The sequence below is a fragment of the Candidatus Defluviilinea gracilis genome, assembly GCA_016716235.1.
Lineage (GTDB): Bacteria > Chloroflexota > Anaerolineae > Anaerolineales > Villigracilaceae > Defluviilinea > Defluviilinea gracilis.
This window is the reverse complement of record JADJWS010000003.1, coordinates 370,973-383,881: the sequence shown is the minus strand read 5'-3', so window position 1 is coordinate 383,881 and position 12,909 is coordinate 370,973. Positions and strand designations below refer to the sequence as shown.

Sequence of the window (12,909 nt, the reverse complement as noted above, 5' to 3'; positions counted from 1 at the left end):
TTCGGTGGTTGAGTAGCGACGCCGTTCGTTGGCGTCGCGTATCGAAACCACCAGTGTTCATGAATCATAATATTTGCATGTTGCCTGCTGGTTTCGACTGCTTGCGCTCAACCAGCGATTACTTCTTTTTCTTCACCGTCTCCTTCTCAGCCGCCGCAAGGATTCGATCCAACTCAATCTCCTGTTGCGGTTCAAGCGGCGGCACAACATGTTCGCGCAAGATTCGCTCCGCTTCATCTGTCGCGTAATCTGCCATTTGCTTGCGTCCCATTTTTTCCTCCCAAGTATCCCACGAATTTCTTTCAGCGAGTTTGGTCAGCGCCATTTCACCCGCGCGGAGATGTTTGAGCGTGTGTTTGCTCGCGAGATAGTTGCGGTTGGTATCCATCACCGTGTTGATGATCTCAACCGCGAGATGTTCTGCATCCGCGGACAACCCCGCGCGTTGACGGAGGACACTCTTCGCCAGCTCGTTGTCCAAGACCATTTGCGCGAACGAGCCCATGACTCCCGCTTCCATTTCGCCGATGCCCGAGAGTTCGTCCGCGCCAGCCAGGGCGGGGAGAGAGGTGTTGAGTCCGCGTTCGAAGGCGTTCTGCGCGTCGAGGGTGTGCGCGTTCGTGGAGAATCCATATACGTTAACGGCGAACCCGTAAAAATGTCCGAGTTGAACCGTGGCGGCGGATGACATGCCGAGCTCGACTCCGCCCCAGATCAATCCCGTGCGCGGCTCCAGCATCCCGAGTCGTCCGCAATAGACGACGCCGCATCCTGGATTAATACATTGCGCGAGAACGAGGGGGGCGAGAGTCTCCGCGCTTTGTTGGACGAGACTGCCAGTGATCGTCATCGGCGAAGTCGCGCCGCCAGTGGGCGCGGGCAAATTGGAATGGATGACGCCCGCGTGCGCCATATCCATCACGGCTTGCGCGGCGACGTCGTGCATCGTGAGCGGGCTGACGGGGGAGAGGGAGAGCGTGAGTTCGCGCGGAGGCGTGCCGACGACTGCCGCCATCTCGACCGCATATTTTGCCTCATGCCCAAATTGGATGCCAGGACCTTGCACGGGTTTCGTCGTGTTCGAGAGCGTGTGACGAAACATGTGCAGAGCCATCATCTCGTTCGGCACATCGGGCGGAGTGAAAAACGGCGTAACCGTGTTGCAGTTGGGGAGCGCATCCAGCACGCGCGTGGCGTTGATGCAGTCTTCCTGCGTCGCGGTGTGATGCGTGCCTGTGCGCGCGTCGAACACATCGCGCGCGCCGCCGAGATTATGGAAATATAAATTTCCCCCGCCCAGTTCGTTGACCGTGCCGTTGCGTCCGCGAATCACGGGGCGTTTGTTTGCCTTTGCGATGCTATCCATCACGAGATTCGGCGGGAAGCACACGCGATTCTCTTTGAGCGTGCATCCCGCGTCGGTGAGGATGTCGAGGCTGGGCTTGTGCGTCCAGATGATGCCGATCTCTTGCATGATCCTCATCGTCGCTTCGTGCATGGCTTTGATGTCTTCGTCGGATAAGAACTTGAGGGGTTTCATTTATCTCCTCGTTCGATTCGTGTTTCGGTGGTTGGCTCGCGCTGAGCGGAGCGTCCTTCGTCTGCGTTCGTCGCTGTCGTTCCTCACTCCGCTCAGGACGAGAAGGATATTAGCAAAGAGCGCAGACGAAGCGTCGCTGCCGTATCGAAACCACCACGCCGTAAAGTAAATCTTGTAACAATAATTTCTTTGCGTACCTGTGGTTTCGACTGCTTGCGCTCAACCACCGAGGTATCTTACCAAGAACTCCACTCTCCTCGACTCCGCATCCAACACATTCTCTATCTTCAAAAACTCATGCCCTTCATCTTCATACAACAATAACTCAACATCCTTACCAAGTGAAACAAGTTTATCACGAGCCTCCAGCGAATCGGATGCGGGACAGCGCGGGTCGTTGCCTCCGCAGATCAATTGCACGGGCGCGTTGATCCGATCCAAAAAGAAGTATGGCGAGGCGTTATACCAGCGCGAATAATTTTCCTGTGGGTCGCCCATGTTCTCGATGTTCCAATGTTGCAGGTCTTCGCGCGAATCATCATGCGACTTGAACCAATTCATGAACGGCACCAACGCCGAACCCGCGCACCACAATTCGGGGAATTGAGTCAAACACGTCATCGTCAAATATCCGCCGTGACTCCGTCCCGTCACCGCGATTTTATTTTTCAGCGCAAGCCCCTCACGGATCAAATACTGCGCGCCCGCCGCCACATCGCGCGTGTCCACGCCGCCCATGTCAAACCGCGCCGCATATTGCCACGCGCGCCCATAACCCGTCGAGCCGCGATAATTCGGCGCGAGCACCACATAGCCTCGGCTCGCAAAATGCGCCATCGCCACATTCCATTCCATCGCATATTGCCAATTCGGTCCGCCGTGAATCATCACCACTGCGGGCGCGGGCAATTTTTCAGGACGAAATAACAACGCGGGAATTTTGACTCCATCCATGCCCTCATAAAAAATTTCTTCAGGTATGATAAATTCTTCGCGCGATAAATTCTCGGGCATCGAATTTGTCAACTGGATTGCTTCGCCTGACTCGACATCAATCATCCATAGATCGGATGGCTGGGATGGACTGCTGAAAGTCGTCACCATCCGCTTCGAATCGGACGTCAACCTGATTCCGCTGTGGATGCCTTTTCCCACCTGATAGTTTGCGATGTCACTCTGAGGGAGCGATTGTTGCGACCGAAGAGTCTCGCTCGTCGTGGTAGAGATGCTTCGTCGCAAAGAGCGCTCCTCAGCATGACATATCTCAATCCAATTGACCGCGCCTTTGCTCAGCGCGTAGGCAATTTGGATTCTAGAATCTTGCTTATTGTTTTCCAACAGCAAGCTGTTGGACTCCAAAAAAACTGGCGATTGCGAATCGCCTTCGTTGTTTGTCAGCCATGTGATTTGTTTTGATTCTAGATCGTACAGCCCAATGTCAAACCAATCGTTGACATCGGAATGAAATACGAGTTGTTTCCCGTCGGGCGACCACTTTGGCGCGTGGGCATTGATGGGCATGTCACCCTGAGTGATAGCGAAGGGTCTCCGTGACGGTGGTAGAGATTCTTCGGACGTTGAAGCGTCCTCAGAATGACATGATTCGATATCAACAACAAAAATCCCATAGTCCTGTCCGTGCATTTCGCAACACACTGCGAGATGTTTTCCGACAGGCGACCATTCCACTCGCCAGGCGGGGTGACCTGTATCCAAAATAAATTTTGGATTACTTCCGTTGGCTGAAATTGTGTACGCGCTGAAATGTCCCTGTTCGTTGCTGAGGAAGGCGAGTTGTGTCCCATCGGGAGACCAGCAGAAGTTAGGTTGCAGTGCGTGCGAGATGTTGGGGGTTAGGTCGGTGTGTTGCTTTGATTCAAAATCGTAGACAATGAGGTGGTAACTTTCACTGCCGTCTGTGTCGAGGACGTAGGCGAGTTGTCGTCCGTTGGGGGAGTAGCGCGGGTTGAATTTTCCGCCTGTGCCAGAGGTGATGATCATATGCGCTTCGTCTTCGCTCTTTACTCCTGATGTCATCGTCCTGAGCGGAGTGAGGAGCGGTTCTTGCGACGAATGCAGACGAAGGACGCTCCGCTCAGCGCGAGATAAATCCAATTCGTAAATTTGCCATGCGCCTGTTTTGTTCCATGCGAAGGCGATTTTGGTGTTGTCGGGGGAAATGTCGAAGAGGGAGTCAACGTGTGGGACGCGGAGGAGGTCGGTGAGGGTGAGCATGGGGTGGAGGCAGACACGGAAACATATAAACAAGTACACAAGTGGACACGCGTTTACCTGTTTACGTGTGTATTTGTATACTTGTATACTCGTCAGCTAGTTACGATAGATGGCGATTCGTCCAATGATGGCAACGCCTCTATGCCCACTCTTTGGGCGAAGCCAGCATGAAGATGAAGGCGTGGAGCGCAGGAAACAACTTTGCGCCGAAACGTTAGTTTTTCCTTCTCAAGTCAATCGTGCGTGCTTTAAGATCCTTCGGATCCTTACCAAACAGGAAGATGAGCGCGATCAATACGAACAGGATAAACAAGCACGAAACGACGGAGAATATGACGACCGATGTAAAAGTCGAAGGCGGGAAGACTATGTCAATAGGCGTGGATTTGTCTGCCATGAGCGGCTTGAGCGCGTTTACTGCTTTTTGAACTTGGTCGGGGTTGGTATATAACGTGCTCAAAATGATCGTCTCTCCTGTGGCGGTATTGAATTCCGCGTGAGCGCTGCATCCTTTATTGGGACCGGCTCCTTTGCAGGTGAGTTCGCGTGATATATCGTAAACCTGTTCGGCACTTACTTCCCTGATGGTGACACCGAACAGCGTATCGCGGGCTTGACAGGTATAGACCTGATCGTTCTGCAAATCACAGCGGACAGCCAGCGATGAGACGAGTAATCCGAGTGATAGGAACACGACTACCATAACGACGATTCCAATTAATATTGAAATTATCCTGCGCATATGACATTCTCCTCAAAAAATATACGGTCTGCGCTTCATTATAAGGCGTTAAGACGATTTTATCCTATGCATGACTCGAAAGCTTATGCTTTATGTTCGTTCATATTCTTCCAGCTGGGGCAACGCATCCATGCCAGCTTTTTGGGCGAGGGTCAGCATGAAGGCGTGGAGCGCTGTCGCTTTAGCCTCATCAAGCCGAGGTCGGGAGTAAGAAGCGAGCAGTCCATCCACGATCACTTTTGCGCGGGCGAAGGAATCCAATGAGCCTGCTTCCTTCCAGTTGCGCATCGAGTCGCGGTCAATGACGTTGCTGGGCAGATGCTGTTCTTTGCGGAAGAGTTGCATCGTGATGCGTTGCTTGAGGAAGTCGCCGCCTTTGAAGTTGATGTTGTCGTCGTAGAAACCTGTGGCGAGCGTTTCGGTGTGGAGTTGCACGCCAGCGATCATGCGCTTTGCCATCGCGATACCCTCCGCGTCGATGACGAGTTTTTCGGCGGAGTGGCACGAAAGAAAATCCAACATGCCCGAGCCAGAGATCATGTTGATGCCGCTGAGCGCGCCGATCATTGCGGTGATGCCGCTTTCGAGTCCCGCTTGTGCGTCGACAAGTTTTGAATCGGTCGCGCCGAGGTAGGTGTGCGTGGGCATGTTCAACGATTTTGCAACTTGCGCGTACGAACAATCGAGCATGGCAGTTTCGACCGCGCCCATGGGGGTCGCGCCTTTTTTCATGTCGAAGATGCACGCCGCGCCGCCCCAAACGATGGGCGAACCCGCTTTCGCAAGTTGATGGATGGTGATGCCCGCGAGACATTCTGCGGTGTGTTGCGTGACCGCGCCGAGCAACGTGACGGGCGCCGCCGCGCCTGCAAGCGGAACCGAAACGATCTCGGCAGGGATGCCCGCGCGCGCAAGCGCGATGAGATTGCCCGCCGCGAAGTTGCTCCAAATGAGCGGGGGAGCAGGACACACGTCGAAGATGGCGCGAGGCTTTTCGCGCGAGGCGTCGCGTCCGCCCGCGAGGATGACGAGCATGTCGATCATCTCGTTGACGGTTTTGTTGGTGAACGCGCCAGTGACGATCGGCTTCCTGGAGTACAGTAGCGCGAGATACAGGCGATACGAATCCTGTATTGCTTGCGGCACATCGTGGCAAACCACCGCCGTGGACTGCGCGTCGTATTGCGGAAGTTGCTCCGCGACTTTGATTAACTTGAGAAGGTGATAGGTTTCGGTTGTATCATGCTCGAGCGTTTCGGGGTTGAGCATGGCGATGCCCGACGAGCCAGGGTCGAAGTGGACCGCGTCGCCGCCGTATTTGACCGTGGGATTACCGTCGTAATCGTAGAGATAAAACTCGCGCGGAACGGACTCTAACGCCTTACGCACGATTTGTTCGGGGATGTGGACGACGTTGGTTTCAGTGTCCACTTGCGCGCCAGCGGAGGCGAGAAGTTCCCGCGCTTCGTCGTTGTTGACTTTGACTCCAGGCTTGAGCAGGAGTTGATGCGCTTCGTCGAGGATGCGCTGGATGATGTCGTCGGTGAGGAGGGTGAGTTTGGGTTGCATTATCTACCTCTTTTTTAAACACAAAGGACACGAAGTACACAAAGGAAAAGACAAGGATAAAGAAAAATTATCCACCAATCCACGCTAATCTGCGCGAATGGGGATGAGGTTGTGGTGTGAGGATAGACTTTGGTAGCGGTTTGATTATGCCCGCACGGGCGAAACACCCGTGCTATTCTTACAAAGCCCGCTGAAGCGGACTCACCGACTCTCATGAGTTTGCTCTTGGAAAACCAACAAACCCATCACGAAATTAAAACTTAGTGCTCTTAGTGTCCTTCGTGGTAAAAAATCATTCCTTACCAACCAACTTCTTCGCCAATTGCACCGCGCCGACCGCGTCTTCGGCTGTGCCGTCGGCTTTGATCTTTTCCGCCCAGTCTTTGGTGATCGGCGCTCCGCCAACCATCACTTTGATGCGCGGACGCAAGCCTTCTTTGTCGAGTTCTTCAATTACTTCGCGCTGACGAATCATCGTTGTCGTCAACAACGCGCTCATGCCGATGATCTGCGCGTCGATTTCGAGCGCTTTGCCGATGATCTTTTCGGCGGGCTGGTCCACGCCCAAGTCGGTGACTTCAAATCCCGAAGCGGAAAGCATCGTGCCGACGAGCGTTTTGCCGATCTCGTGAATGTCGCCTTCGACTGTCGCAAGGACAACACGCCCCATCACTTCGCGCGCTTCGCCGAGTTTGAGCAGTTCGGGTTCAAGCACGGCGACGGCGGCTTTCATCGCTTCGCCTGCCATTACCAACTCGGGCAGGAAGGCTTCGCCCGCGCCGAACTGGTCGCCGATGTAGTTGACGCCGACGACGAATCCCTTGGTGATCGTGTCGAGCGGGTGCATGTTCAACTCGATGGATTTTTTTGCAAGTTCGATGGCGATTTCCTTTTCACCTTCGATGATGCTCTGCGCCATTTGCTTATAAAGTTCTTCCGACATGAATAGACTCCTAATTTGATTTCAATCAAAATCGTTGGTTGAGTAGCCCCGCATGCAATTCGCGGGGCGTATCGAAACCAACAGTTTTCAAGAGTTCTCTTGTAACAAAAGATTTATTCTTACTGGTGGTTTCGATACGCGCTTCGCAACGAACGCTCAGCCCTACTCAACCACCGATTACTTTTTTAACAACGACAAAACCTGTTCCTCTTTTTCGCGCAACAACTCGGCAGGGACGGGGTGCTCGAGATATTTCTCCAGCCACTTGCCTGACTCCATCACGTGCTCAACAGAATGTAACGCGGCTTTCAACCCGTCGCGTTTTTTGAGCGCGTTGACGATCAGTGTGTGCTCGTCGTGCATGTCGCTCATACTGCCCGCCAAAATTTCAGGCTTGCGGAAGATGGCTTCGTACAGAATCCAATCTGGGAAGGCGTTGGCAACGACGCCATACAACTTGATGAGCAATTCATTCTTCGTGATGTCTGCGATGGCGGAATGAAATTCGCGACTCAACTTCCGCGCCACGGACATTTCTTTCAGCGAGTTGTGTTTTTTCGACTCGGCAATCGTTCGTTCCAGACGGGCGACCTGCTCAGGCGTTATATTTTTCGCCGCCTCTTGGGCAATGACCACTTCGAGCATGAGACGCAAGCCGTACGCTTCGACCACGTCCTTCATCACGATCTCGCGCACGCGGACGCCGCGATACGGGACGCGTTCCGCCAGGCCCGATGAGACGAGCAAGTCGAGTCCCTCGCGGACGGGGGTCATGCTCACGCCGAGTTGAGTCGCGATCTCGTCCTGCCGCAACCATTCGCCAGGCTTGTACTTGCCCGAGACGATCTTGTCGTGCAGAACGTCGAAGATGTCCTCTTTGAGCGGGCGTTTCTGGATGAACTCGTTTTCTTCAATAATAGGGGAGCGGCTAGCCATCTGCCTCCTTCGGGAAGTGGGTGGGCAGATTATAAATTATATATAATTTTGTGTACAGGAAGTTTTAGGAGGAGGGAGGTTACAAAGATGTTTGTGGGTTATGGCGGCAGGCGCGTTCTTATCTTGCCTTCTTTGCGGTTAAAGATTGAAGTTCCCCACGAATTTTTTCCAACACATTTTCATTCACTCGCCCAAAGGTTTTAACGATAATAGATGTTGCTATCGTGTAAATCTTATCGGCGCGGACTTTGCCAGGGTGGTTGAGTGTCCCCTTTTCTAAATCGCCTGAAGTGATGGTGAAACTATATTCAGTCTCCGCAGGGTTGGAGGTCATAGCGACAACGACGAGATCCGTTGTCTTTTTATTGTAAGCATTGTTGGAAATGACGATAACAGGTCGCCGCTTTTGGGAGGAAAGGTCGGTGAATGGGATTGGAACCGGCAAAATGTCCCCTTGCTCAGGCATTGTTCCAATCCTCATCGTCGTATGAATTATCCCAAAATGCGAGACTGCTTTCCGCCGCGCCGAGTAAATCGCTGAACGATTCTCCCGCTTCCACAATGAAAACGGTCACATGCGCGCCAGCAGGGAATGGGACGGTCAATTCGACCTGTCCGTTTTCGGCGACTTCAACATCGTATTTGAGTGCGGTTTGTGCTGAGGCGTTCATAATCTGTCTCTTTCTAGCTTGCAAACAAGATACAGGCTTGAATATCTTCGGGTTTCAAGTCCTTGTATTCGTCCATAATTTCCGGCGCAGTTTGTCCGTGTGCGAGCATATTCAAGATGAACTCCACCGTCAGGCGCGTTCCGTTGATGACAGGTTTGCCCGCCATAATATTGGGGTTCATGCTAATCCGTTCAAGCAATTTTTGGTCGGTCATGTTTCACCTCGCAACTCGATTATACAGCCAAATTATTCCCTCAACATCCACGCCAGCGGACTGGCGAGCAACACCAAGCCTGTTGTCATCATCAACACTGTGGGGAAGCCGTGACTTTCCGCCAGCGGACCCGTGAGCAACAGCCCCAACGCGCCTGCCGAGAAGATGAAGCCGAGGATGAGTCCCGAGGCGAGAGCCATGCCGCCTGAGATGACTCGCTGGGCAAGCACAACCATGATGCTGTGCACCGCGCCCGTGCAAGCCCCCGCGAGCGGAATCAACGCGTACAGCCACAGCGACCATCCGATCTGGCTGATGATGTAGGTGGGGAATGCCGCGAGGAACAACGCCGTCGCGGCGACTTTGCGTTTGGTGTATTTGTCGCCTAGATGCCCGCCGATGACGTTGCCAATCGCAGAACCGCCCATGTACAAGCCCGCGATGTTGCCATACGTGACCGCGCTTTGACCCAAGTCCTTGATGTATTTCGGGACGAACGCCATCATGTTCGATTGCGCCCATGATTGTAAAGTCGCTACTGCGGCGAGGATGACGATGAATCCGATGCCCGCTTGCAAACGGATTTTTCCATCGTCATGTTTTGGTTTGGGATGCGGATGATTGTGCCGTAGTTGATATGCGAGCGAAACGCCGATGGGAATCGAAATGATGGGAATGATCACTAGCCAATGCAGACCAAGTTGGGCAAGGATCAAGCCTGTGAGAATCGGACCGAGGAAATGTCCGAGCTGACCTGCCATGAAGAACAACGATGTGGAGGTGGTGTCGCGCCCCTTGAGCAGAGCGCGTCCCTGTAGAGTCGCTTGGGCTGTGCCGACAGGATGAAAGGCGGAAGAACCGAGCGCGGCGATGATCAGGCAGATGAATCCGCCCGTCCCCGTCACGTAGATCGCGCCAGTGAAGAATATCGTCATCCACAACACGCCGCCCGCCGCCAGCCAGCGCGGACCGACGCGGTCGGACATCCAGCCGAAGAATGGTTGAGTGATGGACGCCGTCCAGATGTAGATGGTGGTGATGAGCGCGATCTGCGATTCGCTTAGCCCGAGATATGTGAGCAGGACGGGGCGTGCGCTGTTGAACACGTCTACGATGAGGTGGCTGAGCGCGACGGAGGAGAAGAGGGAGTCGAGGAGGAGAGACATTTTGGATTTACGATTGACGATTTGCGATTTTCGATTGGGGATTGATGATTGAGTAGTCCCGCGTGGTCTTTGATCTTGTGTTGTAGTTATGGTTCATTGCTGGTATAGATGATGCCGTTCGATGTATTCGTACACAGATGTTGGGAGATAATAACGAACTGATCTCCCCTCCGCGATGCGACTGCGGATCTCGCGCGAGGCGATCTCCAACAGCGGCGCGTCTACATAATGGACCTTCGAGCGGATGCCAGGCAATTCGCGTTCGAGTTCATCCAAACTTGCTTTTTCGTGCGGACGGCGCATTACGCCGATCCAGTGACAGGCATAGACGATCTCTTTCGGTTGATGCCACGTTGGCAAATCGCGCAGTGAATCTCCGCCGATGATGGGAACAATTTCGGCGTGTGGATTTTGCTCGGCGATCAATTTGATCGTGTCGGATGTGTATTGCGGAGCTGGACGATTGATTTCCACATCTGAAAGTTCGAACGATGGATTATCGGCAATTGCAAGTTTTACCATTGCAAGGCGATGTTCTGTCGGCGTGATGCGTTGATCCAACTTGTGCGGCGGCTCGGGCGTGAGAATCCACAAGAGGCGATCCAACTCCAATTGCGATTGCGCTTCCGAAGCGAGGATCAAATGTCCAAGATGAGGCGGGTCAAACGTCCCGCCGAAGAGACCGATGCGTTGCGGCATGTCGGAAGTATAATTCAAATATGGCAACCAAATCCCGCTATGAAGAACTCAAAGAAAAAATCCATTTTCATAACCATCGCTATCACGTGATGGATTCGCCGATCATCAGCGACGCGGAATTCGACAAACTGCTGAACGAACTCAAGCGGATCGAAGCCGAGCGCCCCGACTGGATCACGGCGGATTCGCCGACGCGTCGCGCGGGAGCCAAGCCCGCCGACCGCTTCGACAAGGTGCGCCACCCCGCGCCGATCCTCTCGCTCGCCAACGCGTTCGGCGCGGACGATGCGCGCGCATGGCTGGAACGAGTCAAACGAATTGATGATCGCGTTGAAAAAGCGAAGTTCGTGGTCGAGCCGAAGATTGACGGCTTGTCGGTTGTCCTGCATTACCGCGATGGAGTCTTCGTGCAAGGCGCGACGCGCGGCGATGGCGAAGTGGGGGAGGATATTACGCAGAATTTGAGGACGATACGTTCTATTCCATTGAAGATTCCTGTGCGGGAGTCGAAAGTCGAAAGTCGAAAGTCGGCGACCTTCGACCTTCGACCTCCGACCTATTTAGTTGTTCGCGGCGAGGCGTTTATGCCTGTGAAAGAATTTGAGGCGTTGAATCGAAAATTGGAGGAAGCGGGCGAGAAGACATATCAAAATCCGCGCAACACGGCGGCGGGATCGTTGCGGCAACTTGACCCAGAGTTAACCGCTTCGCGTCCGCTCACGATTTTGGTGTATCAAATTGTTCACGCGGAAGGCGGGAAGGTTCCAACTAGTCAATGGGAGATTTTGGAATATCTCAAGGCGTTGGGTTTCCCCGTCACTGACATTGCAAAGCGGTTCGATGATTTTGAAAAAGCGATTGCCTACACTGAATCATGGGAAAAGAAACGCGATGACTTGTCCTATGAAACCGATGGCATGGTCATCAAAATTGACGATCTGACTCTTGCTGGTGAACTTGGCTTCGTGGGCAAAGATCCGCGCGGGGCGATCGCGTTCAAGTTCCCCGCCCGCGAGGTGACGACGACTCTCAACGACATCGGCGTGGCGGTGGGGCGGACAGGTGTGCTGACTCCGTACGCGGTGCTTGAAGCGGTGGAGATCGGCGGCGTGATCGTCGAACGCGCCACGTTGCATAACTTCGATTACATCGCGGAGAAAGATATCCGCGTGGGAGATCGCGTGTTGGTGAAACGCGCGGGCGAGGTGATTCCGTATGTGATCGGTCCCGTCGTGGATGCGCGCAAGGGCAAGGAGAAAAAATACAAGCCGCCGACAAAGTGTCCCGCGTGCGGACAGGATGTGGAGCATTTCGAGGGCGAAGTCGCGTGGTACTGCGTCAATGCCGCATGCCCCGCGCAGTTGGTGCGCAACATCGAGCATTTCGTCTCGCGCGGCGCGATGGACATTGAAGGATTGGGAATCAAGATCGTGGAGCAACTCATCGAGTCGGGTTTGGTCAAGGATGTGGCGGATCTGTACACGTTGAAGCGGGATCAATTGCTCGCACTCGAGGGATTCAAAGATAAGAAGACGGATAATCTCTTGACTGCAATTGAGAACTCGAAGACTCAGTCGCTGGCGAGGTTGATCGCCGCGCTGGGAATCCGCGGCGTCGGCGAGGTGATGGCTGGGGATCTGGCGGCAACTTTCCCTGAGTTGGAGGCGTTGTCCAAATCCAGCGCGGAGGAGTTGCAACAGATCGAAGGATTGGGTCCGAACATCGCCGAGTCCATTGTGGATTGGTTCGCGCGCTCGTCGAATCAAAAGTTGTTGAAGAAGTTGAAAGCGGCGGGAATGTGGCCGAAAGGTGGAAAGTCGAAAGTCGAAGGTCGCAAGTCGAATGCGTTCGATGGGATGACGTTCGTGGTGACGGGGACGTTGCCCACGTTCTCGCGCGACGATGCGAAGGCGTTCATCGAGTCGCATGGCGGCAAAGTGACCGACAGCGTCAGCAAGAAGACGAGTTATCTGGTGCTAGGCGAAAACCCAGGCTCGAAGTTCGATAAGGCAAAGTCGTTGGGCGTGAAGATCATCGGCGAAGCGGAATTGAAGAAGTTGGCGAAGTAAAACCCCGAAGGGGTGGAAAGATTATAGAAGGTGATTAGCGTATATATAAATCCCGAAGGGATGATATAGCTTAAAGGCAATGTCACCCCTTCGGGGTTAGGAATTGATGTAAAACCGATTCTATA

At 53.7% G+C, this 12,909-nt stretch carries 12 protein-coding genes; 1 reads left to right on the top strand and 11 read right to left on the bottom strand.

The window, feature by feature from the left end; translation table 11 throughout:
* Positions 1 to 118: 118 nt before the first annotated feature.
* From IPM31_15690 to IPM31_15640, 11 genes are all read right to left on the bottom strand, one after another.
* Complete coding sequence (locus IPM31_15690) at positions 119 to 1,540, bottom strand: trimethylamine methyltransferase family protein (protein ID MBK9008425.1); 1,422 nt, start codon at positions 1,538 to 1,540, stop codon at positions 119 to 121.
* A 219-nt stretch (positions 1,541 to 1,759) separates the two neighbouring features.
* The gene (locus IPM31_15685) at positions 1,760 to 3,775 is read right to left on the bottom strand and encodes a S9 family peptidase (GenBank protein MBK9008424.1); all 2,016 of its coding nucleotides are present in this window, start codon (positions 3,773 to 3,775) and stop codon (positions 1,760 to 1,762) included.
* Positions 3,776 to 3,989: 214 nt separating this feature from the next.
* The gene (locus IPM31_15680; GenBank protein MBK9008423.1) at positions 3,990 to 4,478 is read right to left on the bottom strand and encodes a hypothetical protein; all 489 of its coding nucleotides are present in this window, start codon (positions 4,476 to 4,478) and stop codon (positions 3,990 to 3,992) included.
* Positions 4,479 to 4,607: 129 nt separating this feature from the next.
* Positions 4,608 to 6,086, bottom strand: coding sequence for a trimethylamine methyltransferase family protein (locus IPM31_15675; GenBank protein MBK9008422.1), 1,479 nt, complete (start codon positions 6,084 to 6,086; stop codon positions 4,608 to 4,610).
* Positions 6,087 to 6,378: 292 nt separating this feature from the next.
* Positions 6,379 to 7,029, bottom strand: a complete 651-nt coding sequence (locus IPM31_15670; GenBank protein MBK9008421.1) for a B12-binding domain-containing protein — start codon at positions 7,027 to 7,029, stop codon at positions 6,379 to 6,381.
* A gap of 177 nt (positions 7,030 to 7,206) precedes the next feature.
* Entirely contained in the window at positions 7,207 to 7,965 is a 759-nt protein-coding gene (locus IPM31_15665; protein MBK9008420.1) for a GntR family transcriptional regulator, read from the bottom strand.
* Positions 7,966 to 8,083: 118 nt separating this feature from the next.
* A complete protein-coding gene (locus IPM31_15660; GenBank protein MBK9008419.1) occupies positions 8,084 to 8,431 on the bottom strand; it encodes a type II toxin-antitoxin system PemK/MazF family toxin in 348 nt (115 codons plus the stop codon).
* A complete protein-coding gene (locus IPM31_15655) occupies positions 8,424 to 8,636 on the bottom strand; it encodes a hypothetical protein (GenBank protein MBK9008418.1) in 213 nt (70 codons plus the stop codon). The genes IPM31_15660 and IPM31_15655 overlap by 8 nt, the downstream gene beginning before the upstream one ends.
* Positions 8,637 to 8,649: 13 nt before the next feature.
* A complete protein-coding gene (locus IPM31_15650) occupies positions 8,650 to 8,850 on the bottom strand; it encodes a DUF433 domain-containing protein (GenBank protein MBK9008417.1) in 201 nt (66 codons plus the stop codon).
* Positions 8,851 to 8,882: 32 nt separating this feature from the next.
* Positions 8,883 to 10,016, bottom strand: a complete 1,134-nt coding sequence (locus tag IPM31_15645; GenBank protein MBK9008416.1) for an MFS transporter — start codon at positions 10,014 to 10,016, stop codon at positions 8,883 to 8,885.
* Between the two features lie 93 nt (positions 10,017 to 10,109).
* Positions 10,110 to 10,715, bottom strand: coding sequence for a nicotinate-nucleotide adenylyltransferase (locus IPM31_15640; GenBank protein ID MBK9008415.1), 606 nt, complete (start codon positions 10,713 to 10,715; stop codon positions 10,110 to 10,112).
* Positions 10,716 to 10,735: 20 nt separating this feature from the next.
* Here IPM31_15640 and ligA point away from each other — a divergent pair, with 20 nt between their 5' ends.
* Positions 10,736 to 12,784 (top strand): NAD-dependent DNA ligase LigA, encoded by a 2,049-nt coding sequence (ligA, locus tag IPM31_15635; protein MBK9008414.1) that lies wholly within the window; start codon positions 10,736 to 10,738, stop codon positions 12,782 to 12,784.
* The last annotated feature ends 125 nt before the right edge of the window (positions 12,785 to 12,909 follow it).